This window comes from Pseudomonas sp. PAMC 25886 (genome assembly GCF_000242655.1).
Classification (GTDB): domain Bacteria; phylum Pseudomonadota; class Gammaproteobacteria; order Pseudomonadales; family Pseudomonadaceae; genus Aquipseudomonas.
Window position 1 is genome coordinate 124,478 of record NZ_AHHC01000092.1, and the last position, 26,747, is coordinate 151,224.

Below are 26,747 nucleotides of genomic sequence, written 5' to 3' on the forward strand. Positions count from 1 at the left end.
CATCGCATGCCCTTTGATCCATGAGGGACAGGCTGCCTGTTAGTTTAAATCCACTTTCAAAAATCAGACTTCATATCAACATACCTACAGTATTCAGAAAGCCTTTCACGAGAGTTATAACTTAAAAAATATTTAGAGAACGGACCAATATAACTTAAGTTAAAAACAACCGGATACACACTCTTATCTGCGAAGTGCTGTTCAAGTCGTGCCGACCTCCAACAGCGTGCCAAATTTGACTTTCCCCGGACGTCTGAAACCCCCCACTTAATATCAGCCAACGGTAGCGTTATCACCTCCCCCCTGCGATATAGCGCACAAAAACTCGAAGAACACTCCATGATTCTATAGGATCTATATTCTGCCTCTGGTGTCGCGACACGTACCACAGGTGACCTTACAAACTCTTTGCGCAAATCTTCCTCAGCCTGTTTCCATCCGACGGATTCAAAGGGAGCCAACATCAAGACCAACAGAACTGCAACGAAAAGCATAACGACAAGTAAGCAATAAAAAGGTAAAACAACCCAGGCAAGGCATTTGCATATTTCCTCAATCCAAAATACAAGACGAGGCGTCCATGCAACAGATGGATGCCAGGAATCAATTTTTTTCGACAACGTCCGAACAGCGTAGCGGAACAGCAAAAGCCCCAAGAACAGCACAATAAAAATTATAAAAAGAGCCTTGTATTTTATATCAAGAAATTCAGATATGGATTTAAACGCACCTAAGATCGCATAAATCAATGCCATCGTAGCTGTAGAAAACGTCTCGTATATATCCATGGGAAACATTGAGGGCTTTAAACTAAAAAATGCAAGATACCCCTCATGATAAACCTTCCCGGCCATATAGAATAATGGAGCCGAAGCAGCGATCATCAGGTACAAAAACTTAACAACCCCACCAAAGTCCAGATCACTTCTTTTTCTAACAAACTGCTTAGACGGCGCCATCAATCACTCCAAACAAAACAACAAGTCAGTATCCATCAAAGCATTTAGCCCCAAACAAAAAACTTCACCTCACGGCAGAGGCACCCGCTATTACGGTCAAGAAAGGAATCAATGAATATAAACATCTCGATGACTGTTGCCGGCTGGTCGCTCAGTCAAGTAATGAAATACGCCTTAGCAGCGCGTAAAGCCCTTCCGGCACCAGTGGCGACTGCGCGGTGAAGCTTGAGCTGCCCTTCCAACTCACCTTGAACGCAAAACCGCTGCTTTCAGCACCGTCAAGATACGGCTGCTCGTACAGGCTCTGATCCTCAAATTGGCCATCGTAGACCTGGACGATCTCGTGTCCGGGGTTGCCGTCATAGGTAAAGATGCTTTCAAGAGTGCCGAGCAAGCGCAGGCTGTGAATAGGCTGCGCCAGTTCCTCCTGGACTTCTCGCACGATGGCCTCGGCGCTGTGTTCACCGAATTCGATGCCACCACCGATGGGGCGAAAAACTGTCTGCTGTTTCACCGCATCCTGGAATTCGTGAACCAGAATTCGACCGTTGCGGTGAAAAATGCAAAGGGCAAGCGCCCGGATACGCGGTGCGACCATGCTGAAATCCTTGTTCTTGGAGTCGGTGCTTATTGCGCCTGGAACGTTGCGAGGTAGGCCAACAAGTTATCGATCTTCTCCTGGTCACTGATCCCCCAGAAAATCATCCGGGTGCCGCTCACCACCTTTTTCGGCGCTTCGATATAGGCGGCCAGCTTGTCCCGCGTCCAGACCACGCCGGAGTTCTTCATCGCATCTGAATACTGATAGTCAGTGGTGGTCCCGGCCGGACGGCCAATGATGCCGTTGAGCTGAGGTCCAAAACCGCCCCGGGCGTTTTCGCCGACGCTATGGCAACCGCCGCAGGTTTTGCTGAATAACTTTCCACCGGCTTCGGCGTCGCCTTCCGCCATTGCCTGGGCACTGAGAAAACCGGACATCAGGGCAAGGGTGAGTAAAACAACGTGCTTCATAAATAGCCTTCCATCCGGTGTGCCGGTTCAGGTGGTGACTTGCCACGACATGGCGCAACGACTGCCCGGCGCAAAACCGTGACGATACTCCTCACGCAAAGCCTCTGCCAAACGATGATCCGGCGCCAGGGAGTGCTCTTGCCGAAATCCCAGCCGCTGGTAAAACGGGGCATTCCAGGGCACATCACAAAACGTGGTGAGGGTGACGCCCCGCAACTGGCGCGAGCGTGCTTCATTCATCACGGTTTCAAGCAATTGCCGCCCTGCGCCACGGCCTTGCATGGCCTGCGCCACTGACAGCTCATGGATGTGCAGGTCGTCATCAAATACCTCTGCACTGAGGAACCCCTGGACTTGGCCAGTAGCCTCCACCGCCACCCAACACGTACCCAACGCGATGACCTGCAGATGGCGTTCAACACTCATGACCTCGGCATCGGCAAGCCAGCCCAAGGATTCGATGCCGCGGAAGGCTTGGGCTGCAGATGCTTCTATCGCCGGCAAGAACGCTGCGTCCTCACAGATAGCGGCCCTGATAACAACAGAGATGAGACTGCGGCCACTCACGAACGCATGCCCATCCAGATCACCGCCTCTGTCCAGGCCGTCACCACCGGGTTCAAGGCCCGGCTCCACGGGTCGCGCGGGTCGATCTGCGCGGCCGACTGGTCATGGTGCTGCTGCTCTTCTTCCACAATCGAGGCAATCGCCACCACTGCCTGCGGGTCGCTGTCGCGTAAAACGTGAAGTTGATGGGCAAGGTGCTTAAGCACCACGCTTTCGACCGCGACGGTGGTGGCCAGGATCGCCTTGCGCCCGCAAAGCCCGGTCACCAACCCCAACACCAGGCCGCCGAGGCCGCATAGCCAGTAGCTGCGGCAACGCCGCCGGCCACGGCGCTGCAATTCGGACTGGAACACTGCGCGATGGCGCAACTCGTGGGAACGCAGCTCCCTGAGTTCCTCTACCAGGCCAGGGGCAACCAGGCGTGCCATGAACAGTTGGCCGCTGTAGATGCAGATCGCGCCATGTTCGCCGGCGTGGTCGACCTTGATCATGCGGCCACCGATATCGGTCGTGCTCAACACGGGATTGCCTTCCATAGCGTGGGGGACGGCATCGTGACGTATCCCGCCCGTTACTCGCAAGCACACCCACCAAATGACCACCCATCGCAAAAAAAACATCCAATCGAACCTAATCAACCGCCGTCCACTCCACCTTACTTATCCCGGATGGTGGAGTGGTGATCATGGCTCAGCCATCGATATTGGTGCTGGAAGACGACGAAATCATTCGCGCGTTGATGGTGGATGTACTGGAGGATTTCGGTGCGGTGGTGACCTCGTTTCCCTCCGCAGACGAAGGGATGATTTTTCTTGAACGGGCCAATGATCCGGTGGACCTGATCGTGAGCGATATCCAGATGCCCGGCCTGCTCAATGGCTATGACTTGAGCAAGGTGGTCGCCCATCGCTGGCCGTCGCTGCCGGTGCTGCTGACCTCGGGCAATACCGCCATGGCGTCGCAACTGGGCGGCACGGTGCGTTTCTTGCCCAAACCGTGGAGCGCCAAGCGCTTGCTCGATTGCGTGCAATCGGCGCTGGTACAGGGCCCGCCCATGCATTGATAGCGTAGCGATATCAGCTGCAGCGAACTTCGCGACAGCTCCTGCGGTCAATGATCAGGCAACCCTACATGGCCAGCAGGCCCCCAGTTCGAGTTTACTGAATGCATTCACAGGCCCATGACGTTGGTGCGCCCCCCGTACTTGAAGCCCTGCGCTCAGGTACCGCTTTACTGCACGTCGCCCTGGAAAAACGCTTGCCGTTTTTCTCCCCGCAGCTGGATCACGACGGGTACCGACGCCTGCTCCAGGCCTACTACGGGTTCTACGACCCTCTGGAAGCAACGCTGAACGACAGCGGCTTGATCCCGGCGGGATTCGATCAGGCACTGCGTCTGAAAACGCCTACCTTGCTGACGGACCTCCACGCCCTGGGCCTGGACGACCCGGCCATTGCCGCCCTTCCCCGCTGCACGTCGCTACCACCCCTCGACACACCTGCCGCCTGCCTGGGTGCGCTGTACGTGCTGGAAGGCGCCACCCTGGGCGGGCAAATTCTGCGCCGGGAAATGGCGCAGCGCCTGGGGCTGGACGCCGACAACGGCGGTGCGTTTCTCAACGTGTATGGCGCCGAAACCGGCCGGCGCTGGAAAGACTTTCTCGATTACCTGAGCCATGTGCCCCTCGACGCGCACGCCAAACTGCGCGCTGTAAACGCGGCCCGCTCAACATTCAGCTGCTTTGAGCAATGGCTCGACAGCCAGGAGGTACTGCTATGAAACCCGATGATTTTGAAGAACTGCTTGCCAACTGTGCGGACGAGCCCATTCGCTTCCCGGGGGCCATCCAGCCCCACGGCGCGCTGCTGACCTTGTCTGAGCCAGGCCTGCATATCGTGCAGGTCAGCGCCAACGTGGCAGGGCTGTTCAATCACGCGCCCGAGTCCCTGCTGGGCCAGCCACTGCACACATTGATCGGCACGGAACATGCCGAAGCCGTCCAGGCGATGGTCACGCACAATAGTTTTTTCGACGCCCCACCCTTGCACGTGACGCTCAACGGCGCCGAGTTCGAAGGGTTGCTGCACCGCCATCAGGGTGTGCTGGTGCTGGAGTTCGAGCCGCGGCTCAAGGATTTTCAGCCCAAGGCGCTCAATGGCCGGACCAGCAACCTGGGCAAGATGCTGCAACGCCTGCAAGCGGCGAAAACCCTGCAGGCCTTGTATGAAATCAGCGTCAACGAAATCCAGGCCATGACCGGCTACGACCGCGTGCTGATTTATCGCTTCGAGGAAGAAGGCCACGGCCAGGTGATCGCCGAAGCGTCCGCGCCGTCGATGGAACTGTTCAACGGCCTGTTCTTCCCCGCCTCCGACATCCCCGAACAAGCCCGGGAGCTGTATCGCACCAACTGGCTGCGGATCATCCCCAACGCCGATTATGAGCCGGTACCACTGGTGCCCAGATTGCGCCCGGACACCGGCCAGCCCCTGGACCTGAGCTTCGCCACCCTGCGCAGCGTGTCGCCGATTCACTGCCAGTACATGCAGAACATGGGCGTGCTGTCGTCCATGAGCATCTCCCTGATGGCCGGCGACAAACTCTGGGGCCTGATCAGTTGCGGCAACCGTCAGCCGCTGATGGTGCCCAATGAGTTGCGCACGGCCTGCCAGACCATCGGCCAGGTGCTGTCGTTGCAGATCAGCGCCATGGAGGCCCTGGACCTGAGCCGCCAGCGCGAAGAAAAGGTCGAGGCCCTGGCCCTCCTCAGCCAGGCCATGCAGGCCTCGCCCGCCAATGTTTTCGACGGCCTGGCGCAACGTCCGCAACTGCTGATGGACCTGACCCAGGCCTGCGGTGTGGCGATCATCGAAGACAAGCAGCTGCACCGCTATGGCAACTGCCCGGAACCCGGGCAAATCCGTGCCCTGCACAAGTGGCTGCAAGAGACCGGGCAGCCGGTATTTGCCAGCCATCACCTGGCGTCGGTGTACCCGCCGGCGGCGGAGTACCAGCACGTAGCCAGTGGCGTGCTGGCCATGAACTTGCCCAAGCCGGTGGATAACGGCGTGCTGTGGTTTCGCCCCGAGGCCAAGGAAAACATCAACTGGAGCGGCGATCCCAATAAACCACTGAACCTGGAAACTTCCGACGCAGGCCTGCGCCTGCGCCCACGCACCTCGTTTGAAATCTGGAAGGTCGAAATGGCCGGCATTTCCACCAAATGGAGCCATGGCGACCGCTTTGCCGCCAACGACCTGCGTCGCTCGGCCCTGGAAAATGACCTGGCCCGCCAGGTGCTGCGTGAACAACAAGCGGTGCGCGCCCGGGATGAACTGGTGGCGGTGGTTTCCCACGACCTGCGCAACCCGATGACGGTCATCTCGATGCTCTGCGGCATGATGCAAAAGGCCTTCAGCTCCGACGGCCCGCACACCTCGCGGCGGATTTCCTCGGCCATCGACACCATGCAACAAGCCGCCGGGCGCATGAATGTACTGCTGGAGGATTTGCTCGACACCTCGAAGATTGAGGCCGGGCGCTACACCGTCAAGCCGGTAGCCCTGGACGTGAGCCAGATGTTCGAGGAGGCCTATTCATTGCTGGCGCCCCTGGCGATGGAAAAGGGCATCGATTTGTCGTTCAACGCCGAACCCGGGCTGCAAATCAATGCGGACCCGGAGCGGCTGTTCCAGGTGTTGTCGAACCTGATTGGCAACGCCATCAAGTTCACGCCACGCCAGGGCAATATCGGCATCAGTGCGATGAGTACCGGCGAAGAGATTGTGTTTTCGGTGCGGGACTCCGGCGAAGGGATTGCGCCTGAACAATTGCCCCACGTGTTTGATCGCTACTGGACCCAGACCGAAAACAACCCCACCGGCAGCGGCCTCGGGCTGTACATCACCCAAGGCATTGTGCAGGCCCACGGCGGGCGGATCGAGGCTGAAAGTGAGTTGGGCCGGGGCAGCGAGTTTCGGTTTACGGTGCCCAAGCCGGCTTGAAACCGGCCCTGTTGAGACGGCGAAGCAAATGGAAACCCGATGGCCCGGAACGCTGGACCGGGCCAAAGCCACTGATCAGGACGCACTCAGAGGGAGTTGATGCGCACGGCAAACTTCCTATTGAACGAGAGGTACATCCATGATGATCGGCAGCGTTTTTCATACTCAAAACCTGATCCAGGCACTTCAACCCGTCCAGCCTGTTCAACCTGCGTCCAAACCAAAGGAGGAGCCATCGCGTAACGGCTTCAATCAACAACACGCCCAGTCGAATGGCGGCTCTTTGAGCAACCTGGGAAACGGCAAGCTGCCATGACCGTTTAAGCCCTCCTAAACCGGCAACACCACCACGGCGGCCAACCCGCCGCACGGGCGATTTTCCAAGGTCAGCGTCCCACCGTGTTCCAGCACAATCGCCCGTGCCGTGGAGAGCCCCAAACCGACACCGCCCGTACTTTTATTGCGTGAGCCCTCCAGCCGGAAGAACGGCAGGAACACCTGTTCGTGCTGCTCTACCGGGATGCCGGGCCCACGGTCCAGCACCCGCACCGTCACCCTTCCAGGACTCTGTTGCAGTTCAACTTCCGGCGCCAGCCCGTAGTGAATCGCGTTGTCCACAAGGTTGGTCATCACCCGTTTTAGCCCCAGCGGTCGGCCGAAGTAAACCAGCCGCGGCGGGCCGTTGAAGGTGATGTCGATGGACTGGTCACGGTAGTCATCAATCAAGGTTTGCAGCAACTCGGCGAGGTCCAGTTGGGTGGCCTGCTCCAGGCGTGCATCGTCGCGGAAGAATTCCAGCGCGGTGTTGATCATCGCCTGCATCTCATCGACATCCCGGAACAGGCGGTGCTGCTGGTCGGCATCCTCGATGAATTCTCCCCGCAGGCGCAGGCGGGTCAGCGGCGCCCGCAGGTCATGGGAAATCGCGGCAAGCATCTGGGTACGGTCCTGGATGAAGTGCTGCAACTGCGCCTGCATGCCGTTGAACGCGAGGATCGCCTGGCGGATTTCGTGGGGGCCGACCGGTTCGATGGGCGGCGCACGAAAGTCAGCGCCAAAGCGTCGCACGCCCTGGGCGAAATGTTGAAGCGGCCGGGCCAGGCGCCGGGTGGCGATCAGCGTGACCAGCGCAGTGGAGACCAGCACCAGCATCAGCACCACCAGGCTTCGCGGGCCCTCAGCCAGGCCCCAACTGCGCGACGGTGCACTGAACATCAGCCAGGACTGGTCAACCAGTTGCACCACCAACGCATAGTGCCCGCCGGGGCCTGGCCAGTCGGACGGTTCGTAGGCTTCCATTCGCCGTTCCGGACCCTTGAGCAGTTGTTTGAACACCTGATCGGAATGAAAACCCGGGTCTTCCAGAATCGGCACATCAATGCCCCCGCGGGTGGCCGACCAACTCACACTGAAACTGTCATCGCCCACTGCCTGCGTCAGCTGTGCTCGCTGTGACGGCTCTGCCGCCTCGATCATCCGCACGATCACCGCCACTTTTTCCAGCAGGCCGGTCTCACCCAGCGGCGGCCTGGCCCAAACGCCCGCCAGTTGCACAAACAGCGCGTTGAAGGCCAGCGCCGTGAGCATCGCAATCAGGATGGTCAGGGCGATCCAGCGGGCCACGGTGTCCCGGGGTTTGAAGCGACTCATGAGCGGGTCACGGCGACGGTGAACTGGTAACCACCGTTGCGCACCGTGCGAATCATCGCCGGGCGCTTGGTGTCAAACTCCAGCTTGCGTCGCAGGCGGCTGACTTGCACGTCGATGCTGCGGTCGAACGCGTCATGGCTATGACCCCGCGCCAGGTTGAGCAATTGCTCGCGGGTCAGCACCCGTTGCGGGTGCTCGACGAACACCAGCAGCAGGTCAAACTCCCCGGACGACAACGGGATCATTACCTGATCCGGCGAGCGCAGCTCGCGGCGCGTCAGGTCCAGTTGCCAGCCGGCAAAGCGGATCAGCGGGCGCGAAGCGTCACCCAGGGTTGGCCGGTTTTCTCCGGCCCGGCGCAGTACTGCGCGCACCCGGGCGAGTAACTCACGGGCGTCGAAGGGCTTGCTCAAGTAATCGTCGGCGCCCATTTCCAGGCCCACCACGCGATCACTCAACTCGCCCATGGCGGTCAGCATGATCACCGGCGTTGCGTATTGCTGGCGCAGGCGTTGGCACAGCAACAGGCCGTTATCCCCCGGCAGCATCAGGTCGAGGATAATCAGGTCGGCAGGCGTACGCTCCATGGCCGCCCACAGTTCGGTGCCATTGGCGGCGGTCTCGACCGTGTAGCCATGTTGCAGAAAAAATTTCTTCAGCAGGGCGAGGACCTCAAGGTCATCGTCCACGATTAAAAGATGGCTCACCGGCGGGCATCACTTGGTCTTGTCGATGCGCCATCTAAAACCATTCGACGCGGCCCGTCATATATTTCAATCGTGCAATAAAGCGTCAACGGCGCAATAAAGCAGACATCTTCGCGCAAGCTGCGGCTGCCAGCATCGGCCTCCTTTTCCCGGAGACTGACCCTATGCGCTCGCTGACGTATCCCCAGCACCTGGCTCGCCAGGCCGTGTTGCTGCTGACCGTGTCTTACCTCACAGGCTGCGCGAGCCCGGCCAACGTGACGAGTACCACACGCTGCGCACAGGTTTCCTACCCGGTGTATGACCCCGCCGAGCCGGTCAACCGGGGCGTGTTCGCCTTCAACCGCGCCGTCGATGACTATGCCCTGGCGCCTGTGGCTCGTGGTTACCGATACCTGCCAGATTTTTTCCAGCAGGGTGTGCATAACTTCGCCAGCAACTTCAGCGAGCCCAAGGTATTTATCAACGACCTGCTGCAAGGCAACCCACGGCGTTCGATCAATACCCTGGGACGCTTTGCGGTGAACACCACCGTGGGGATTGTCGGGCTGATCGATGTTTCGGACCCGCTGGGCATCCCTCGCCACACCGCCGACTTCGGCCAGACCTTTGGCGTGTGGGGGATTGGCAACGGGCCGATTGTCGAGCTGCCGTTGCTGGGCACCGGCAACAGCCGCGATGCGGCAGGCAAAGTCCTGAACTTCCTGGTGGCGCCGCTGGGCGACAGCGACACCGTGCAGACCCTGGGCACCATCAGCCTGGTGGGCGGTACCGTCGATACCCGGGCGTCGTTGCTGCCACTGACCGACAGCCTGCAAAAGTTGCCGGACTACTACAGCGCCCTGCGTAATGTGGTGGCCGAACACCGTGCGGCCTTTGTACTGGAAGGCAAACAGGGAGCGACGTCGCCCCAGGCCGATAGTTGCGCACAGGGAGCCGGCGATGATTTCTGAGTCAGGCTCACTGGTTCTGCAACATCAGGTGCGTAAACGCGGGGCTCACGCCCTGCTCTGCCGGGAAACCCGCTTGAGCCTGTCGTCGGAGCAGGGCCGGCTGGTACTCAGCCGCTACGTCGAACAGTACAGCCCGCAGGGCGTGCGCTGGGTTGAGCGGCAGCACAGCGTGGCGCTGGGCGACGTGTTGCGCTGGATGATCGCTGAAGGTGAACCCACGGCCAGCCGGTCATGATTTGAGATGAAAGGTTTATAGCCCGGGCTCGCAGGTGCCGGGTAATTTGCGGCTCGCCCGGGTATCGCGCCTTAACAAAACGCTGACATTCAATGCGTTACCTTTTCGGCCCAACCCTGCCCAGAGCCGTTGCCTTGATGCCGCACCCCGACACACTTACCGCTGTACTCGCCGGCCCGTTGCTGCGACGCCTGGAACCCCGGCGCCTGGTGATGTGGCTGGTGGGAAGTCGCGCCCTGGCATTGACCCTGAGGCTGCAACCCGCCCAAGGCGAGGCGTTCGACATCGAACTGGACGCGAGCCGCTGCCAGGTCGTGCCCGTCGGGCGCCAGGCGTTTATCCACCTGATCGACGTTGAACTGGCGCACGCCCTGCCCCAGGACGTGCGCATTGGCTACGACCTGCTGGTCGAGAGTGCCAGTATCGCCGAGTGGGCGCCCCATCTGCTGTACCCCGGCGCCCAAGGCCCGAACTTTGTCCTGCACAGCCGCATCCACCAGTTGGTACACGGCTCGTGCCGCAAACCCCACCACAGCGCCGACGAAGGGTTGTTGTGTGTCGACCGGCTGCTGGCCGAGTCGACCACGGTCGAAGACCGCCCGGCCCTGTTGATGATGAGCGGCGACCAGGTCTACGCCGACGATGTCGCGGGGCCGATGCTGCGGGCCATTCATGCGTTGATCAGCCGCCTCGGCCTGTTCGACGAACACCTCGACGGTGCCGTCGTCGACAACAGCGCAGCACTCTACGAGCACGCCGCCAGCTACTACCATCGGGCCGATCTGTTGCCCGCCCTGGAGAGCAACGAGACCCTGCGCGAGCGTTTTTTTGGCGGCGTGAAGAAGCCGATTTTCACCAGCAGCAGCGCCGACAACCACCTGGTGACCTTCGCCGAAGTCATGGCGATGTACCTGCTGGCCTGGTCACCCACACCGTGGCAACTGATCACCCCGCAAACACCGCAACTGCGTGCCGAAGAGCACGTACGCTATGCACACGAGCAGGTGCAGATCGACAAGTTTCGTGACGGCCTGGGCGGCGTGGCCCGGGTGTTCGCTCACCTTTCCTGCCTGATGATCTTCGATGATCACGACATCACCGACGACTGGAACCTCAGCGCCCAGTGGGAAGAAACCGCCTATGGCCACCCGTTCTCCAAGCGCATCATCGGCAACGCCCTGCTGGCCTACATGCTCTGCCAGGGCTGGGGCAACAACCCGGATGCGTTTGGCACCGTGTTGGGCAACACCCTGGCGCTGACTACGCAAACCCATGGCAACTCTCTGGATGCCGTGGCCCAGGATGAACTGGTGGATGAACTGCTGAAGTTCCAGCACTGGCATTACGTGCTGCCCACCACACCCGCGCTGGTGGTGATCGACACCCGCACCCGACGCTGGCGCAGTGAATTCACCCTCAAGCAACCGTCCGGCCTGCTGGACTGGGAAGGCTTGAGCGAACTGCAACAGGAACTGCTGGATCACCCATCGGCAATCATCGTGTCGCCGGCACCGATCTTCGGCGTCAAGCTGATCGAGACCGTACAGAAAGCCTTCAGCTGGTGCGGCTACCCGCTGCTGGTGGACGCGGAAAACTGGATGGCCCACCGCGGCGCGGCACAGGTGATCCTCAACATTTTTCGCCACTCCCGCACCCCGGGCAACTACGTGATCCTGTCGGGGGACGTGCACTACTCGTTCGTCTACGAAGTGCTGATCCGCCACCGCAACGCGGGCCCGAAGATCTGGCAGATCACCAGCAGCGGCATCAAGAACGAATTCCCCCCGCGCCTGCTGGAATGGTTCGACCGCCTCAATCGCTGGCTCTATTCGCCGCGCTCCCCCCTGAACTGGCTGACTCGACGCCGTCCCATGCAGGTGGTGCCGCACATTCCGGAACACGCCGAAGCGGGTGAGCGGTTGTGGAATTCTGCCGGTATCGGGCAGGTGTTTTTTAATCAGCAAGGGCAGCCTGAGGCGATTTATCAGCACAATGCGAATGGGGCGCCACGGACGAGGATGGTGGCACCGAAGTAAGCTTTCCTACTCATGCCAAACAACCTTCCCATGTAATTTGAGGAAGCTGCTTAACACGCAGTTTCTCGCGCCATTTTTGGCAATATTTCAGTCCCTTTCGCTCACAGAACAACGTGCGACGCTTTGGTCGGCTTTTTCGAAAAAAGCCTCTTTAATCGCCGATTGTCAGATGAACCTTTTTTGGTACACTCGCCTGTGAACGACATTCCTCTTGTACTAAACGTAAGTTTTTTTCGCACAGATGCCGGAAATGAGCCTGTTCGTGAGTGGTTGATGGAACTGCCCAAAGCGACGCAAAGCCAAACTTTGAGGAACAATTCATGAAAAAACATATCGGTTCCGACTTTGATGAATTCCTTAACGAACAAGGACTCATTGAGGAGGTTTCCGCCGCAGCGTTGAAGCGAGTGATCGCCTGGCAACTGGCAGAGGCCATGAAAGCCCAGCACATCAGCAAAAAGGCACTGGCTGAGCGCATGCACACCAGTCGTACGGCAGTGGACAGAGCCCTGGATCAGAACGATGCAGGCATGACACTTGCCACCCTGGCAAGCGCAGCACGAGCGTTGGGGCAACGAGTTGAAGTGCGTCTTGTGCCGAATCCGGACGCAGCGCCGGCAATAATTTGAACACTGCCAGTTCGTAGAACTACAGACTAAACAGCAAAAAATAGTGGCTCATAGCCACCTTCCAGCCTAGACCAAAGCCCCCCTTCTAAGCGCCAAAGCGCCGTTGTACAGTACCGCCAGCCACGGAGTATCGGCGTCAACTTAGGCTGGCCATGGGGGCCAGTCCACGCAGGGAGTGCGCAATGGACGATACATCCGCCAGCGGACCGTCAAGGAAAGACTTTTGCGACCTTAACGCCGACATGCTGCACGCAATCATGGAGTTGGTCAGCGACGGGATCTGGGACTGGAACGCCAACACCGGGTTCGTCTACCGCAACCCCGGCTGGTACGAAATGCTCGGCTACGCCCATCACTCCCTGGAAAACAGCGTGTTTACCTGGGAAAACGTGATTCACCCCGAGGACTATCCGAATGTGATGGTGCTGTTTGATGACTACATCAACCGCCGCACCACTCACTATCAAGCTGAATATCGCTGCCGCAAGAAAGACGGCTCCTACCTGTGGATAGAAGACCGGGGCTACGTGATTGCACGTAACGATGATGGCTCGGTGGCCCGTATGCTCGGCGCTCACCGCAGCATCCAGGCACGCAAGCAGTCCATCGAACAGCTGGAGCGACGTAACCAATCCCTGGAAGCCCTGGTGGCCGAGCGCACGCGCGAGCTGTCGCGGGTCAATCAACAACTGCAGTTGCAACTGGATGAAAACCGCTCCCTGGCCGAACGCGACGCCCTGACCCGTGTGGCCAATCGTTACCGCCTGGAGCGGGCCCTGGTGGAAGAATGCGATCGGGCCCAACGGTTTCGCCTGCCGCTGTCGCTGATCGCCATGGACATTGATGACTTCAAACCCATCAACGACCAGCACGGCCACGCCGTCGGCGATGAAGCCCTGGTGCATGTAGTGGAATGCCTCGAAGCCTGCCTGCGTCCCGGCGACTTGCTGGCACGCTGGGGAGGCGATGAGTTTATGGTGATCGCCCCCAAAAGCACGCTGGAAACTGCCCGGGAACTGGCCGAGCAGTTGCGCACGGCACTCAAGGCCCTGCCCGCCGTGGGCAGCTTCAAGGTGACGTTGAGCCAAGGCGTGGTGGAACGGCGCACCGATGAGTCAACCACAAGCCTGATGGCCAGGGCCGATCAGGCGTTGTATCGCTCCAAGGCGGCGGGTAAAGACACCGTGTCTTCGTGACGCCTCAACGAACCGGCGGCGCGTACTGGATCCCGCCGTTGCTCCACAAAGCGTTCAGACCACGCTTGATCTTCAGCACGCTACCCTGGCCGATATTGCGCTCGAACACTTCGCTGTAGTTGCCCACTTGCTTGACGATCTGCACCACCCAGTCCTTGCGCAGTTTCAGATCCTTGCCGTAGTCACCGTCTGCACCCAGCAGGCGGGCGACGTCCGGGTTCTTGCTGGACTTGGCCTGCTCCTCGACGTTCTGCGAGGTGATGCCCATTTCCTCGGCATTGAGCATGGCGAACAGGGTCCACTTGACGATGCTGAACCACTCGTCATCGCCTTTACGTACCAGTGGCCCCAGGGGCTCCTTGGAAATGACTTCCGGCAATACGACGAACTCATCCGGGTGAGCCATCTTGATCCGCTGGGCATACAGGCCCGACTGGTCAGTGGTGAGCACGTCGCAGCGGCCGGCTTCGAGGCCCTTGGCGCTTTCGTCGGCGGTGTCGAAGGTGATCGGCGTGTACTTCAGGCCGTTGGAGCGGAAGTAGTCCGAGACGTTCAGCTCGGTGGTGGTACCGGCCTGGATGCAGATGGTCGCGCCGTCCAGGTCCTTGGCACTCTTCACGCCGAGTTTGGTGTTCACCAGAAACCCGATGCCGTCGTAGTAGGTTACGCCAGTGAACACCATGCCCATGCCGGCGTCGCGGGAACTGGTCCAGGTGGTGTTACGGGAAATCAGGTCGATCTCGCCGGACTGCAGCGCAGTGAACCGCTCCTTGGCGGTCAGCTGGCTGAACTTCACTTTCGACGCATCACCGAACAGCGCGGCGGCGACGGCGTGGCACACGTCCACATCGATGCCGGTCATCTTGCCATTGGCGTCCGGCACGCCGAAGCCCGGCAAGCCGTCGCTGACGCCGCACTGGATAAACCCTTTCTTCTGGATCGCGTCCAGGGTCGCCCCTGCGTGAGCAGTCCCGGTCAGGCCCAATACGGCGGCGGCGGTGAATGCCGCCAAAGTGGATTTCACGTTCTTCATGCAAGGCACTCCCTGTCGATCTTTATTATTCGGCGCCAAAAACCCGCGCCGGTTTATAGTGTTGCCGGTCAGTATCAACGGCTTTACACCTTGGCCACAAACGACGTTTAGGCTTAGGCTCCTTCCGATTTGGAATGAACTCGGCTATTTAAAAGGATCTGCGATCCCGTGATATCCAAACGCTTGACCCCTTCGATGACGGCCCTGCAGTGCTTCGAAGCCGCCGCCCGCCACCTGAGTTTTACCCGCGCCGCCGAAGAACTGCACCTGACCCAGAGTGCGGTGAGCAAGCAGGTGGCGCAGCTGGAAGAGATGCTCTGCCATCCGCTGTTCCAGCGGGTTCGCCAGCGTTTGTACCTGTCGCCGGCGGGCTCGCTGTACCTGGAAGAAGTGCGCAAGATCCTCAACCAGGTGGATATTTCCAGCCGCTACATCCTGACCTACGGTGGCGAGACCGAAGTGCTGCGGATCGCCACCCAGCCGACCTTCGGTGACCGCTGGCTGGTGCCCAAGCTCAAGGATTTTGCTGCACGCCATCCCACTATCCACCTGGACGTGCGCAACGAACTGGAGCCCTTCGACGTGTTGCAGGCCAAGGCGGATATCGCGTTTTTCTTCGGCCAGGGATCGTGGCCGGGAGCAACCTGCATCGAGTTGTTTCGCGAAGCCGTGGTGCCGGTGTGCGCCCCCGGGTTTGTCGCCGCCGGCAGCGACGCCTCCTCCCGCCACACGTTGCTGCAATGCACCTCGCGTCCCGAGGCCTGGCACGCGTGGTTTCTGGAACAAGGCCTGCACTCGCAGAACAGCTACCACGGGCCGCGTTTTGACACGTTCTACATGTGCATCCGCGCGGCGCAATCCGGGTATGGCGTAGCGTTGGTGCCGCAGTACCTGGTGGCCGAGGAATTGGCGAACGGCAGCCTGATGATCCCCTGGGACTACACGATGCCCAGCGCCGGTGCGCACTTTATCGCCCACGCCGAACATGCCGGGGAGATCCCGAAAGTGAAGGCGTTTTTGAACTGGATGGTGGAGTACGCCACAGCACATCCCGACTTTTAATAATGACCCGGCGACTTTATTTCGTTTGCGGGGCGAGGCGGCTCACGGCTTAGATAAAAGGACGCATCCCCTTCTTGAGTCCCGGATCCATGAGCCGCGAAACCATCAGCCAGTCGATTTCCATCGTCCACCCCATCAGCCTCAGCCATGGCAAGAACGCCGAAGTCTGGGACACCACCGGCAAGCGCTTCATCGACTTCATCGGCGGCATCGGCGTGCTCAACCTGGGCCACTGCAACCCGCGTGTGGTCGAGGCGATTCGCGAGCAGGCGACCAAGCTCACCCACTACGCCTTCAACGCTGTGCCTCACGCGCCGTACATCGAACTGATGGATCGCCTCACTGCCTTCATCCCGGTGGATTACCCAGTCAGCGGCATGCTCACCAACAGTGGGGCGGAAGCTGCGGAAAACGCCTTGAAAATCGTCCGGGGCGCCACGGGCCGGACCGCTGTGATTGCCTTTGACGGTGCGTTTCACGGGCGCACACTGGCCACCTTGAACCTCAATGGCAAAGTCGCGCCCTACAAGCAAAAAGTCGGCGTGCTGCCGGGGCCGGTGTTCCATCTGCCCTACCCCAGCCGCGACAACGGCGTGACCTGCAACGAAGCACTCAAGGCGATGGACCGGCTGTTCAGCGTGGAAATCGACGTCAACGATGTGGCGTGTTTCATCATCGAGCCGGTGCAGGGTGAAGGCGGCTTCCTGACCCTGGACGTGGAATTCGCCCAGGCCCTGCGACGCTTCTGCGACGAAAAAAACATCCTGCTGATTGCCGATGAAATCCAGTCCGGCTTCGGTCGTACCGGCCAGCGTTTTGCCTTCTCTCGCCTGGGCATCGAGCCGGACCTGATTCTGTTGGGCAAAAGCATCGCTGGCGGCGTACCGCTGGGCGCGGTGGTCGGGCGCAAATCGTTGCTCGACAACCTGCCCAAAGGCGGCCTGGGCGGCACCTACTCCGGCAATCCGATCGCCTGCGCGGCGGCGTTGGCCACACTGGATGAAATGACTGACGAGCACCTGCAAAATTGGGGCGCGCAACAGGAAGAAGCCATCGTCAGCCGATATGAAGCGTGGCGTTCGAAAAAGCTTTCCCCGTATCTCGGTCGATTGACGGGTGTCGGCGCCATGCGCGGCATCGAACTGGCCAATGCCGACGGCAGCCCGGCGCCACAACAACTCACCCAACTGCTGGCCCTCGCTCGCGACGCGGGTTTGCTGCTGATGCCCAGTGGCAAATCGCGGCACATCATTCGGCTGTTGGCGCCGTTGACCATTGAGGCGGCAGTGCTGGAGGAAGGGCTGGATATTCTTGAGGGGTGTTTGGTGAAGTTGGCTTAGCAACCAAAAAGCCCGGCAGGGAGCCCGGCTTCAAAAGGAAAGCGTCAGTGGACAAGTCGAGCGACGCCAAATGCAATGGCAGACAGAACGCCAGCGGTTCCGACAAACCATTTGAGGACACGGGTTTCCATTGATTGCATGTCTGTCCTGAAATTGGAGATCTCAAGACGCAGCCCTGATGTGTCTTCACGAAAGTCGGCCCTTGTGGCGATCAGGTCAGCCTTGGTCACCATCTGTTCTTTTATGCCATCGAGCTTCGTCTCTACTCGCGAAAGCCGATCACGTATATCAGGGAGTGCTTTTTCAATCGTATCAATACGCTTTTCCAAGTCGTTTCCTCCTCTGCCTTTGTGGATATTCTCGGGTAACGAGGCTTGCCGATACTCATGACGAATATGCCCCTTGTTCACCCCGTGTTGCTTTCGCATCCATGTCGCCCCCATCCGTTTTGGTGACGCAGATAACCACGCTATCAACCCCAAACCAATGAACAGTTTGATACCAAATCCAACAACCCAGCCCACTATTACCAAATCCGAAAGAATCCATCTTCCGTTTAGCCCTTTCTCTCCCCGCGTCGGGGCATTATCCTTGTCAGTAACAAACTGAAACGTTTCATCATTCTCATCAAACCATCGACTGCCCGCGTCCAGCGCCTTTGTGTGAACGCGCCAGGCCGCTGTTTGCGTTTCAAAACCATAAAATATTAAGACCCCATTTTGCCTATGCCTGCTTTCCAAAATCTGCGCCTGTGCGCTGCGCTGCTGCCTTTCGGTCTGGCCACGTGTGCCCAGGCTGCACCTGCCTTTGACGCTGAATCACCGTGGATGCTGGGTGATTTCGGCGGTACCCGGACAGCGCTGTCTCAACAGGGCTACGACTTCAAATTCGACTACACCGGCGAGATGGGCAGCAACCTGCACGGCGGCTCAAACCATGACCGCACCGCACGCTACAGCGATCAGTTCGGCCTGGGCACGCACCTGGACCTGCAGAAAATCCTCGGCTGGCACGACGCCGAGTTCCAGTTGACGGTGACCGAGCGCAGCGGCAACAACATCACCAATGACCGGGTCAACGATCCACGTGTGAGCGGGTTCACCTCGTCCCAGGAAGTCTGGGGGCGCGGCCAGACCTGGCGCCTGACGCAGATGTGGTACCAGCAGAAATTCTTCGACCAGAAGCTCGACATCAAGGCCGGCCGTTTTGGCGAAGGCGAAGACTTCAACAGCTTCCCCTGCGACTTCCAGAACCTGGCGTTCTGCGGCTCGCAGGTCGGCAACTGGGTGGGCAGCATCTGGTACAACTGGCCGGTGAGCCAGTGGGCACTGCGGGTCAAATATCACCTGACGCCCGAGCTTTACGCCCAGGTCGGCGCCTATGAACAGAACCCGTCCAACCTGGATCGCGGCAATGGCTTCAAGCTCAGTGGCAGCGGCACCCAGGGCACCCTGCTCCCGGTTGAACTGGTGTGGACCCCCACGCTCAACGGCCTGCCCGGCGAATACCGCGCCGGGTACTACTACAGCAGCGCCAAGGCCAGCGATGTCTATAAAGACCGCAACGACCAGCCGGCGGCCCTCAGCGGCGAAGCCTACCGCAGCGCCTCCAGCAAGCACGGGGTGTGGCTGGGCGTGCAGCAGCAAGTCACCAGCCTGGCCAGCGACCACTCGCGGGGCCTGAGCGTGTTCGCCAACGGCACGATGCACGACAAGAAAACCAACGCTGTGGATAACTACGTGCAGGCCGGCGTGGTCTACAAGGGCCTGTTCGACGCACGCGCGAAGGACGATATCGGCTTTGCCGTGGCGCGGGTGCACGTCAACCCGGCCTATCGCAAGAACGCCGAGGCCAGCAACCAGGCCCGCGCCGTCTTCGACTTCGATGACCCGGCCTACCTGCCCCTGCAACACACCGAATACAGCGCCGAACTCTATTACGGCGTGCACGTCACGAACTGGCTGACGGTGCGCCCGAACCTGCAATACATCCGTCATCCCGGGGCCGTGGCCCAGGTGGATGACGCGCTGATCGGCGGGATCAAGCTGCAAAGTTCCTTCTGATTTCTGAATAAACCTTATTTGCCCTGAACCATGCCTGCGCCGGAACGTCATCTACAGTGAACTGTGCGCAATCAATTCAAAACGTAACGGAGAACCACACTATGAGCACTGATGGTGCTTCAAGTCCAAGTCGCCTGCTGCCCAGGCTGCTGGGGATCTTGCTGCTGATAATGGGCCTGGCCTTGTTGGCCGGGGGGATCAAGCTGAGCATGCTCGGCGGGTCGCTGTATTACCTGCTGGCCGGTCTCGGCATCACCGTTACAGGCCTGTTGCTGCTGGCGACACGCCGCGCGGCGCTGGGCTTGTACGCACTGGTGCTGTTTGCCAGCACCGTCTGGGCGCTGTGGGAAGTCGGCCTGGACTGGTGGCAACTGGTGCCGCGCCTGGCCCTGCTGTTCGCCCTCGGCATCGTCATGCTGCTCCCGTGGTTCCGCCGTCCGTTGCTGCGTGGCCAAGCCGCGCCGCTGGGCACTGGCGCCCTGAGCGTCGCTGTCGTGCTGGCAGGCGCCGCTGCCTTGGCCAGCCAATTCACCGACCCGGGTGCACTGGTCAAGAAAGGCCAACTGGACCGCGATGCGGTTCCTGGCATGGCGAGCGCTGCTCCCGCCCAGGCTGATGGTGACTGGAACTCTTATGGCCGCTCGGCCTTTGGTGATCGCTACTCGCCTCTGGCGCAGATCACCCCGGAAAACGCCCACAAGCTGGTGCCAGCCTGGACGTACCGTACGGGCGACATTCCTGGCCCAGGCGATCCCGGTGAAACCACCGCGGAAAACACCCCGCTGAAAGTCAACGGCATGCTCTACGTGTGCACCCCGCACAGCCAGGTGATTGCCCTGGACCCGGACACCGGCAAGGAAATCTGGCGTTTCGACCCGAAGATCAGCAGCGAAGGGGCTGCCAACTTCAAGGGTTGGGCGCACATGACCTGCCGTGGCGTGTCGTATCACGATGACGCGGTCTACGCTTCCGAGCAGAGCCCGACTGGCAGCGCCAGCCCGGCCGCCGCGCCGAATGCCTGCCCGAAACGCATCTTCGTACCGACCGCCGACACCCGTCTGATCGCCCTGAACGCCGACACCGGCAAGATGTGCGAAGACTTCGGTGACAAAGGCCAGATCGACCTGCGTGCCAACATCGGCACCTTCGCCCCGGGCGGTTACTACTCTACCTCGCCACCGGCCGTCACCAAGAACCTGGTGGTGATCGGCGGTCACGTGACCGACAACGTCTCCACCGACGAGCCTAGCGGCGTGATCCGCGCGTTCGACGTGCACACCGGCAAGCTGGTGTGGAACTGGGACAGCGGCAACCCGGACGACACCACCCCGTTGGCCGAGGGCAAGACCTACACCCGCAACTCGCCAAACATGTGGTCGATGTTCGCGGTCGACGAAAAACTCGGCATGCTCTACCTGCCGATGGGTAACCAGATGCCCGACCAGTACGGCGGCGACCGGACTCCGGACTCCGAGAAGTACAGCGCCGGCCTCACCGCCCTGGACATCGACAGCGGCCACGTGAAGTGGACCTTCCAGTTCACTCACCATGACCTGTGGGACATGGACGTGGGCGGCCAGCCTTCGCTGATCGACATCAAGACCGCTGAAGGAGTGAAACAAGCGGTCATGGCGTCGACCAAACAAGGCAGCATCTATGTGATCGACCGTTCGAACGGTCAGCCTGTAGTACCGATCAATGAAATCCCTGTACCGCAAGGCGCAGTGGCCGGCGATCACACCGCACCGACCCAACCGAAATCCGACCTGAACTTCATGCCACCGCCCCTCAAGGAGCGTGACATGTGGGGCGTGACGCCGTTCGACCAGATGCTGTGCCGGATTGACTTCAAATCCATGCGCTACGACGGTCCGTTCACTCCGCCATCGCTGCAAGGTTCGATCGTTTACCCGGGTAACTTCGGTGTGTTCGACTGGGGCGGCATTTCCGTTGACCCGGTTCGCCAGATTGCCTTCGTGAACCCGAGCTACATGGCGTTCAAATCGAAACTGATCCCGGCCGCCGACATTGCCAAGCAAGGTCCGCGTGTCAGCGAAACCGAAGGCGTGCAGCCAAACAAAGGCGCGCCATACGGTGTGATCCTCGAAGCCATGCTGTCGCCACTGGGCCTGCCGTGCCAGGCGCCGGCGTGGGGTTATGTGGCCGCGGTCGACCTGACCAACCACCAGACCATCTGGATGCACAAAAACGGCACCGTGCGTGACAGCTCGCCGGTTCCGATCCCACTGACCATGGGCGTACCAAGCCTGGGCGGGACCTTCACCACCGCCGGTGGCGTGTCCTTCCTCAGCGGTACCCTTGACCAGTACCTGCGTGCCTATGACGTGAAAAACGGCAAGCAGTTGTGGGAAGGCCGCCTGCCAGCAGGCGCGCAAACCACACCGATGACCTACACCGGCAAGGACGGCAAGCAGTACGTGCTGGTCATGGCCGGCGGTCATGGTTCCCTGGGCACCAAGCAGGGTGACTATGTGATGGCGTTCAAACTGCCGGATTAAGTAAAACCGGCGGTAAGAAAAAGGCGGCTACCTCATGGGTAGCCGCCTTTTTTTGTGGCGTTTACACCGGCACCCGCTCGCGGCGCATCCACATTTCAAACGCCATGGCATTCAGCGGCCGGCTGATCAGATAACCCTGGGCCGTGTCGCACTTCCAGAGCTTGAGCAGCTTGAGGCTCGGCTCGAACTCCACGCCTTCGGCCACCACCTTGAGCCCCAGGTTGTGGCTCATCTCGATGGTCGAGCGCACGATCACCCCGTCGCCGGAAGTGCTGTCGAGGTTGCGCACGAACGACTGGTCGATCTTCAGCTCCTGCACCGGCAGGCGTTGCAGTTGCGCCAGCGATGAATAGCCGGTGCCGAAGTCGTCCACCGACAGGCTGATGCCACAGCCGCGAAGTTGCTCGAGCACGCTGAGGGCCTGGGCCGGGTTGTGCATGATCGCGCTTTCGGTGATTTCGAAAATCAGTTGCCGGGCCGATACACGGTAGTGTGCCAACAACTCGGTCACCCGCAGGGCCAGGCCGTCATCGGCCAGGTCGTCCACCGAGATGTTCACCGACAACTGCACCTGCAATCCGCGCACCTCCCACTCGGCCAGTTGCCGAATGGCTTCTTCGATCACCCAGTGGGTCAGGCTGCCCATGCTGCCGGTGCGCTCGGCCAGGGGAATGAATTCGGCGGGCGACACCAGCCCGAGGGTCGGATGCTGCCATCGCAGCAGCGCTTCGGCCTGGCGCACATGGCCGTGGGTCAGGTCGAGCTTGGGCTGATAACACAGGTACAACTCGCCCTCCGCCGCCGCCCGGCGCAGGTCGCGGATCAGGCTGATCTGGCGTTGATGAGCAAGGTCGCGGTCCTGTTGGTAGATCTGCAAATAGCCTGGCAAGGCCGCTGCATCGTGACGGGCAATGGCCGCGCGGCTGATCAGTTCTTCAACTTGCTGGCCGTCGGCCGGGTAAGCGGCGATGCCGATGCTCACTTCGTGGCGCAGTTCATCGCCGCCGATGCGCTGGGGCTCGGTCAGCAGCCCATACAAGCGGTCAGCCAGAGCCACGACACGGTCGATCTCGGTGTTTTCCAGCAGCAGCAAGAACTCGCTGCCGGTGATGCGTGCGGCGGTGTCGCTGGCCGACAGGCTCGACAGCAGGCAGCGGCTGGCTTCGCGGAGCATCTCTTCCACGCCTTCCGGGCCATAGCCTTCGTTGATCACCCGGTAGTTTTCAATGCCCAGGTACAGCAACACCACGGGCCGGCCCGCGCTGATAGCGCTGCCCAGGCGCTCCATGGCCAGCGCGCGGTTGGGCAGGCCGGTAAGCGGGTCGTGCAGGGCGTTGTGGGCCAGTTGCCGCTCGCGCACGGCGATCCCGGTTTGCATGGCGTTGAAGGCCTGGGCCAGCAGGCCGAACTCATCATGGCTGCGAACCCGCACCGGCGTGCGGTAGTCACCGGCGCCGATACGTTCGGCCGCCTCGACCAGCGCATTGAGCGGGCGCGACACCCGCCGTGCCAGAAACAACGCGCCCGCCAGTGACACCAGCAGCACCACCAGGGCGATCGCGAGAAACTGCCGGTCCAGCGGCGCGAAGGATTCGAGGGCGTGGTCCAGCGGACTTTGCAGAAGCACCCGCACTTCACCGCCGTCTGCGGTGTTGCCCAGGGGCAGTACCTGGCTGAGATAACGCTGGCCGTGAAACAGGTTCAGTTGCGGCACAGGGTTGATGTACGGGGCCTGCAAGTCGCTGGCAATCGAGGCCTGGAACGCCTCGGGCTGGGTGCTGAACAATTCGCCGGGCTGGCCCTGCTGCACACTGATGAACGAGACTTCCAGGTTGCTCATGGAGCGCAATTCACTGGCAAACACTTCGTCCATGGGAAAGCCCATGGCAACACGGGCAATCGGTGCCAGATCGACCACTTCCTGCTGCACCAGCAGAAAAGGCCGGCCATCGAGGGCCACGATCAACATTTGCAGGCCACTGCGCCGGGCCTGGCGCAAGGCATCGTTGTAGGGAAAGGCCTGGCCGGGCGTCAGCGCCTGTAACGTGCTGATCATCACCTGGCCGTCGAGGCCCAGCACAAACACTTCACTGGACGTCAGGCCGGTGCCGTGCCGGCGCAGGGCAGCGAGAATCGCGGCGGGCTCGCCCTCGGTGACCGACTGGCGGAAGGGCAAGTCTGCCGTCAGCCAGTTCAAGCCGTATTGCAGGCGCCGGCCCCGCAGGTCGAGCAAACGTTCGAACACCTGGCTGCCGGTTTCCAGTTGCACTTGGGCCTGGTTTTCCACGGCGCGGTTGGTCGCGGTCTTCACCGCGAAATACACCGCGGCCACGACCACCAGCAACAGCAGCGCCAGCACCCCGGCGATCCGGGTTTGAAACGTATGGCGCCACCTCATTTTGTTGCCCTCTGGCAGCGCCTGCCCCCTCCAGCCGAAACGTCCCTTCGTCATGCGCGTCCCTCGCGATAGCTGACCGGCGTCAAATAAATATCCTTTTTGAAGGGATATTTGAATTATCCAGATTAGCTGTGCAAGAGCAGAAGTGCACCCAATAAATACGGGAGCTTAAGTGCCATTAATTTGGCGACATAGCGCTGTACTTACGTCCGCGCCCGCATGAAGTCGCCCCAGCGCCGCACCAGGTAGTTGTGCTCGTCCATCACCGAGTTCCACACCGCGATATGCCCCATGCGCTGCTCATAGGAGCCGCCGTCACGCACTTCGCCCACATCGATCAGCGGCAAGCCGTCGCTGCCCAACAGCTCCTCCCGCGCAGGCAGGCCGGCGTACCAGTAGTCCCATTCGGCACTGCTCAGGTGATCGCGGCTACGGGCCGGGTTGCCGATGTAATACCCCTGGCGCGCCATCACCGCGCCGGGCCAGCCGGACAGCCACCAGTTGAGGTAGGCATAGGCCGCGTCCAGCACCGGGCCCTTGGCATGGCGCGACAACGACAACCCGCCGAACCAGGCGCGATAGCCTTCACGGGGCACCGCCAGGCGGTATTTGACCCCGGCCCGGTGCAGGCGCATCAAGGTCGGAGACCACAAACTCTGGATGTCGATGCTCGGGCTGAGCATCAGTTGCGCCGCTTCTTCGTCGTCGGACCAGAACGCCGCGAAGTGCCCTTCCTTCTGCTTGCGCACCAGGATATCGGCCAGCACATCGATCTCTTCGATGCTCATGTTGCCGATGTCCTTGAAGCTCGCCAGCCCCGCGCCCTGCACCGCCAGCGCGGCGTCGAGGGCACCGATGGCGGCGTCACTTTGCAGCGCGGTACGCGCCCCCCAGGCCGGGTCCAGCAGCCAGCCCCAGCTCTCGTTGGCGCGGTTGAACCCCTCAGGCAGGCGCTCGGGACGGTAGGCAAAACTGTCGGCGTTGTGGGTCAGGGGCAGCATGCTGATGCGTTCGGTGACGGTGCTGCCGAGGCTGCCGTCGTGCTGCACGAACAAGCGCTCGCTGGGCACACTGCCGCTGCCCAGGCGGTCGTTGGCAGACAGGCGGCCGCGCTTGGGCAGGTCATTGATCTCGTGCCACAGCGCGATGCGCCGGGTGTCGATCGGCTGGATCGCCCGCGCCGGCCACACGAAGTCGACGTTGTGAAACCACTGGTCGTAGAGGTCGTAGCTGTCGGGCTGCATCACCGCGATGCGCTGGGCCTGCTCGACGTCGTGCACCTGGTACACCAGGCGAATGCCCAGCTCCTGTTCGGCGCGCACACGCAAGGTTTCCAGCAAGGTCACCGACGTGCCGAGGACGCGAAGCGTGATCATGCGGCGAACCTTCTGGAGAACACTTCAAAGGAGCGGCGCAGCAACGCGGGGTCGAGGCCACGCAGGATAAACACCAGGCGCGATTGCCGGTCGGTTCCCGGCCAGGCGGGCAGGTGAACCGGTGCATGCAGGCAGTGCTGCACGCCATGGATAACGATGGGAGCCAAACTTGCGTTCACGTTGAGCAGTCCTTTGACGCGAAGAATACGTTCGCCGTGGCATCTTAACAGCATCGATAACCAGACCCCGAAGCCGACCCAATCCAGCGGCTGATCGAAGGTCAGGCAGCAGACCTGCGCCGCGCCATGGTTGGCGGCGGTGGTTTGATGGAGTTTCCAGCGGCTGACTTCCGCCGCCGGTTCGGCGCTGCGCAAGCCTTCGCCGAGCAGCAGTTGTTCACCGCTGTCGATATCGCAGGTGTTGAGGATCGGCGTACCGGCGTTCAGTGCCTGCAAGTGCGCGCGCAGCGAGTCGCAGTCTTCGACGAGGTCGGTCTTGCTCAACAGCAGGCGATCGGCGGCGGCCACCTGCGCCAGCCATTCCGGGTGCAGGCGTTCTTGCAAGGCAGCGTGACTGGCGTCTACCAGTGTCACCACCAGGCCGATATGAAAGCGCCCGCGCAGTTGAACGTCGTTGTTCAAGGTGGCAAGGATCGGCGCCGGGTCGGCCAGGCCGGTGGTTTCCAGGATCACCCGCTTGAAGGCGGGAATCTCGCCGCGCTCGCGGCGCTGCAACAGGCCGAGCAAGGCGTCTTTCAACTCGCCGCGAATCGAACAGCAGACGCAACCGCTGGGCAGCAGCACCGTGTCCGGCGCGACCTCTTCCAGCAACAGATGGTCGATGCCGACGTCGCCGAATTCGTTGATCAGCAACGCCGTATCGCCGAGGCTTTCGCCTTGCAGCAGGCGCTTGAGCAAGGTGGTCTTGCCGCTGCCGAGGAAGCCGGTGATGACGTTTAGAGCGATGCTCATATTTCTACCTCAATGATGCCCCTGTAGGAGCCCGGCTT

General features: G+C 60.7%; 25 protein-coding genes. 13 read left to right on the forward strand and 12 right to left on the reverse strand.

All coding sequences use genetic code 11. The features are described 5' to 3' along the window. Positions 1–56: 56 nt before the first annotated feature. From MUM_RS0131220 to MUM_RS0131240, 5 genes are all read right to left on the reverse strand, one after another. Positions 57–959: a hypothetical protein gene (locus MUM_RS0131220; RefSeq protein WP_010176892.1), complete on the reverse strand. Its 903-nt coding sequence runs from the start codon at positions 957–959 to the stop codon at positions 57–59. 151 nt (positions 960–1,110) lie between these two features. Continuing rightward, entirely contained in the window at positions 1,111–1,557 is a 447-nt protein-coding gene (locus tag MUM_RS0131225) for an NUDIX hydrolase (protein WP_010176893.1), read from the reverse strand. 29 nt (positions 1,558–1,586) lie between these two features. Then, entirely contained in the window at positions 1,587–1,970 is a 384-nt protein-coding gene (locus tag MUM_RS0131230) for a c-type cytochrome (protein ID WP_010176894.1), read from the reverse strand. Positions 1,971–1,997: 27 nt separating this feature from the next. After that, positions 1,998–2,519 (reverse strand): GNAT family N-acetyltransferase, encoded by a 522-nt coding sequence (locus MUM_RS0131235; protein ID WP_032882436.1) that lies wholly within the window; start codon positions 2,517–2,519, stop codon positions 1,998–2,000. Positions 2,520–2,533: 14 nt separating this feature from the next. Further along, positions 2,534–3,058 (reverse strand): demethoxyubiquinone hydroxylase family protein, encoded by a 525-nt coding sequence (locus MUM_RS0131240; RefSeq protein ID WP_237151067.1) that lies wholly within the window; start codon positions 3,056–3,058, stop codon positions 2,534–2,536. A 164-nt stretch (positions 3,059–3,222) separates the two neighbouring features. Between MUM_RS0131240 and MUM_RS0131245 the strand changes: the two genes are divergently transcribed. The 4 genes from MUM_RS0131245 (at position 3,223) to MUM_RS1000000134530 (ending at position 6,857) form a co-directional block, all read left to right on the forward strand. After that, positions 3,223–3,600 (forward strand): response regulator, encoded by a 378-nt coding sequence (locus MUM_RS0131245; RefSeq protein WP_010176897.1) that lies wholly within the window; start codon positions 3,223–3,225, stop codon positions 3,598–3,600. A 101-nt stretch (positions 3,601–3,701) separates the two neighbouring features. Continuing rightward, positions 3,702–4,316, forward strand: coding sequence for a biliverdin-producing heme oxygenase (locus MUM_RS0131250; RefSeq protein WP_010176898.1), 615 nt, complete (start codon positions 3,702–3,704; stop codon positions 4,314–4,316). Continuing rightward, on the forward strand, positions 4,313–6,541 hold the full coding sequence (locus MUM_RS0131255) for an ATP-binding protein (protein ID WP_010176899.1): 2,229 nt from the start codon (positions 4,313–4,315) through the stop codon (positions 6,539–6,541). Before MUM_RS0131250 ends, MUM_RS0131255 begins: the two co-directional genes overlap by 4 nt. A gap of 139 nt (positions 6,542–6,680) precedes the next feature. After that, the gene (locus MUM_RS1000000134530; RefSeq protein ID WP_158000321.1) at positions 6,681–6,857 is read left to right on the forward strand and encodes a hypothetical protein; all 177 of its coding nucleotides are present in this window, start codon (positions 6,681–6,683) and stop codon (positions 6,855–6,857) included. Positions 6,858–6,871: 14 nt separating this feature from the next. Here the strand turns inward: MUM_RS1000000134530 and MUM_RS0131260 are convergent, their stop codons facing one another. Beyond that, positions 6,872–8,191 (reverse strand): ATP-binding protein, encoded by a 1,320-nt coding sequence (locus tag MUM_RS0131260; protein ID WP_010176900.1) that lies wholly within the window; start codon positions 8,189–8,191, stop codon positions 6,872–6,874. After that, positions 8,188–8,898 (reverse strand): response regulator, encoded by a 711-nt coding sequence (locus tag MUM_RS0131265; RefSeq protein ID WP_029616173.1) that lies wholly within the window; start codon positions 8,896–8,898, stop codon positions 8,188–8,190. The genes MUM_RS0131260 and MUM_RS0131265 overlap by 4 nt, the downstream gene beginning before the upstream one ends. A 164-nt stretch (positions 8,899–9,062) precedes the next feature. Between MUM_RS0131265 and MUM_RS0131270 the strand changes: the two genes are divergently transcribed. The 5 genes from MUM_RS0131270 (at position 9,063) to MUM_RS0131290 (ending at position 13,947) form a co-directional block, all read left to right on the forward strand. Next, positions 9,063–9,851 (forward strand): MlaA family lipoprotein, encoded by a 789-nt coding sequence (locus tag MUM_RS0131270; RefSeq protein ID WP_010176902.1) that lies wholly within the window; start codon positions 9,063–9,065, stop codon positions 9,849–9,851. Beyond that, positions 9,841–10,086 (forward strand): hypothetical protein, encoded by a 246-nt coding sequence (locus tag MUM_RS0131275; protein ID WP_010176903.1) that lies wholly within the window; start codon positions 9,841–9,843, stop codon positions 10,084–10,086. The genes MUM_RS0131270 and MUM_RS0131275 overlap by 11 nt, the downstream gene beginning before the upstream one ends. A gap of 137 nt (positions 10,087–10,223) precedes the next feature. Beyond that, positions 10,224–12,122: an alkaline phosphatase D family protein gene (locus MUM_RS0131280; RefSeq protein ID WP_029616174.1), complete on the forward strand. Its 1,899-nt coding sequence runs from the start codon at positions 10,224–10,226 to the stop codon at positions 12,120–12,122. 320 nt (positions 12,123–12,442) lie between these two features. After that, a complete protein-coding gene (locus MUM_RS0131285; protein ID WP_010176905.1) occupies positions 12,443–12,751 on the forward strand; it encodes a helix-turn-helix domain-containing protein in 309 nt (102 codons plus the stop codon). A 182-nt stretch (positions 12,752–12,933) separates the two neighbouring features. Then, on the forward strand, positions 12,934–13,947 hold the full coding sequence (locus tag MUM_RS0131290) for a sensor domain-containing diguanylate cyclase (RefSeq protein WP_029616175.1): 1,014 nt from the start codon (positions 12,934–12,936) through the stop codon (positions 13,945–13,947). 4 nt (positions 13,948–13,951) lie between these two features. On the opposite strand, the gene MUM_RS0131295 is transcribed toward MUM_RS0131290, so the two are convergent. Beyond that, positions 13,952–14,980: an amino acid ABC transporter substrate-binding protein gene (locus MUM_RS0131295; RefSeq protein WP_010176907.1), complete on the reverse strand. Its 1,029-nt coding sequence runs from the start codon at positions 14,978–14,980 to the stop codon at positions 13,952–13,954. Positions 14,981–15,175: 195 nt separating this feature from the next. On the opposite strand from MUM_RS0131295, the gene MUM_RS0131300 reads away from it, so the two are divergent. Together MUM_RS0131300 and MUM_RS0131305 are read left to right on the forward strand one after the other, a co-directional pair. Next, entirely contained in the window at positions 15,176–16,042 is an 867-nt protein-coding gene (locus tag MUM_RS0131300) for a LysR substrate-binding domain-containing protein (protein WP_207201799.1), read from the forward strand. Positions 16,043–16,131: 89 nt separating this feature from the next. After that, positions 16,132–17,382, forward strand: coding sequence for a 2-aminoadipate transaminase (locus MUM_RS0131305; protein ID WP_010176909.1), 1,251 nt, complete (start codon positions 16,132–16,134; stop codon positions 17,380–17,382). 44 nt (positions 17,383–17,426) lie between these two features. Here the strand turns inward: MUM_RS0131305 and MUM_RS1000000134855 are convergent, their stop codons facing one another. After that, positions 17,427–18,122 (reverse strand): hypothetical protein, encoded by a 696-nt coding sequence (locus MUM_RS1000000134855; RefSeq protein ID WP_010176910.1) that lies wholly within the window; start codon positions 18,120–18,122, stop codon positions 17,427–17,429. Between MUM_RS1000000134855 and MUM_RS0131315 the strand changes: the two genes are divergently transcribed. Next, on the forward strand, positions 18,108–19,445 hold the full coding sequence (locus MUM_RS0131315; RefSeq protein ID WP_010176911.1) for a carbohydrate porin: 1,338 nt from the start codon (positions 18,108–18,110) through the stop codon (positions 19,443–19,445). The two genes, MUM_RS1000000134855 and MUM_RS0131315, sit on opposite strands and share 15 nt — an antisense overlap. Before the next feature lie 101 nt (positions 19,446–19,546). Continuing rightward, positions 19,547–21,964: a glucose/quinate/shikimate family membrane-bound PQQ-dependent dehydrogenase gene (locus MUM_RS0131320; protein WP_010176912.1), complete on the forward strand. Its 2,418-nt coding sequence runs from the start codon at positions 19,547–19,549 to the stop codon at positions 21,962–21,964. A gap of 61 nt (positions 21,965–22,025) precedes the next feature. Here the strand turns inward: MUM_RS0131320 and MUM_RS0131325 are convergent, their stop codons facing one another. The 3 genes from MUM_RS0131325 to MUM_RS0131335 form a co-directional block, all read right to left on the reverse strand. Further along, positions 22,026–24,362 (reverse strand): putative bifunctional diguanylate cyclase/phosphodiesterase, encoded by a 2,337-nt coding sequence (locus tag MUM_RS0131325; RefSeq protein ID WP_010176913.1) that lies wholly within the window; start codon positions 24,360–24,362, stop codon positions 22,026–22,028. A gap of 203 nt (positions 24,363–24,565) precedes the next feature. After that, positions 24,566–25,738: an ABC transporter substrate-binding protein gene (locus tag MUM_RS0131330; protein WP_010176914.1), complete on the reverse strand. Its 1,173-nt coding sequence runs from the start codon at positions 25,736–25,738 to the stop codon at positions 24,566–24,568. Continuing rightward, the gene (locus MUM_RS0131335) at positions 25,735–26,709 is read right to left on the reverse strand and encodes a CobW family GTP-binding protein (protein WP_010176915.1); all 975 of its coding nucleotides are present in this window, start codon (positions 26,707–26,709) and stop codon (positions 25,735–25,737) included. The genes MUM_RS0131330 and MUM_RS0131335 overlap by 4 nt, the downstream gene beginning before the upstream one ends. Positions 26,710–26,747: the final 38 nt, after the last annotated feature.

Coding starts and splice junctions, on each gene's coding strand:
- MUM_RS0131220 (WP_010176892.1), bottom strand. CDS start 959: ATGGCGCCGTCTAAGCAGTTTGTTAGAAAAAGAAGTGATCTGGACTTT.
- MUM_RS0131225 (WP_010176893.1), bottom strand. CDS start 1,557: ATGGTCGCACCGCGTATCCGGGCGCTTGCCCTTTGCATTTTTCACCGC.
- MUM_RS0131230 (WP_010176894.1), bottom strand. CDS start 1,970: ATGAAGCACGTTGTTTTACTCACCCTTGCCCTGATGTCCGGTTTTCTC.
- MUM_RS0131245 (WP_010176897.1), top strand. CDS start 3,223: ATGGCTCAGCCATCGATATTGGTGCTGGAAGACGACGAAATCATTCGC.
- MUM_RS0131250 (WP_010176898.1), top strand. CDS start 3,702: ATGCATTCACAGGCCCATGACGTTGGTGCGCCCCCCGTACTTGAAGCC.
- MUM_RS0131255 (WP_010176899.1), top strand. CDS start 4,313: ATGAAACCCGATGATTTTGAAGAACTGCTTGCCAACTGTGCGGACGAG.
- MUM_RS1000000134530 (WP_158000321.1), top strand. CDS start 6,681: ATGATGATCGGCAGCGTTTTTCATACTCAAAACCTGATCCAGGCACTT.
- MUM_RS0131260 (WP_010176900.1), bottom strand. CDS start 8,191: ATGAGTCGCTTCAAACCCCGGGACACCGTGGCCCGCTGGATCGCCCTG.
- MUM_RS0131270 (WP_010176902.1), top strand. CDS start 9,063: ATGCGCTCGCTGACGTATCCCCAGCACCTGGCTCGCCAGGCCGTGTTG.
- MUM_RS0131275 (WP_010176903.1), top strand. CDS start 9,841: ATGATTTCTGAGTCAGGCTCACTGGTTCTGCAACATCAGGTGCGTAAA.
- MUM_RS0131280 (WP_029616174.1), top strand. CDS start 10,224: ATGCCGCACCCCGACACACTTACCGCTGTACTCGCCGGCCCGTTGCTG.
- MUM_RS0131285 (WP_010176905.1), top strand. CDS start 12,443: ATGAAAAAACATATCGGTTCCGACTTTGATGAATTCCTTAACGAACAA.
- MUM_RS0131290 (WP_029616175.1), top strand. CDS start 12,934: ATGGACGATACATCCGCCAGCGGACCGTCAAGGAAAGACTTTTGCGAC.
- MUM_RS0131295 (WP_010176907.1), bottom strand. CDS start 14,980: ATGAAGAACGTGAAATCCACTTTGGCGGCATTCACCGCCGCCGCCGTA.
- MUM_RS0131300 (WP_207201799.1), top strand. CDS start 15,176: ATGACGGCCCTGCAGTGCTTCGAAGCCGCCGCCCGCCACCTGAGTTTT.
- MUM_RS0131305 (WP_010176909.1), top strand. CDS start 16,132: ATGAGCCGCGAAACCATCAGCCAGTCGATTTCCATCGTCCACCCCATC.
- MUM_RS0131315 (WP_010176911.1), top strand. CDS start 18,108: ATGCCTGCTTTCCAAAATCTGCGCCTGTGCGCTGCGCTGCTGCCTTTC.
- MUM_RS0131320 (WP_010176912.1), top strand. CDS start 19,547: ATGAGCACTGATGGTGCTTCAAGTCCAAGTCGCCTGCTGCCCAGGCTG.
- MUM_RS0131325 (WP_010176913.1), bottom strand. CDS start 24,362: ATGAGGTGGCGCCATACGTTTCAAACCCGGATCGCCGGGGTGCTGGCG.
- MUM_RS0131330 (WP_010176914.1), bottom strand. CDS start 25,738: ATGATCACGCTTCGCGTCCTCGGCACGTCGGTGACCTTGCTGGAAACC.
- MUM_RS0131335 (WP_010176915.1), bottom strand. CDS start 26,709: ATGAGCATCGCTCTAAACGTCATCACCGGCTTCCTCGGCAGCGGCAAG.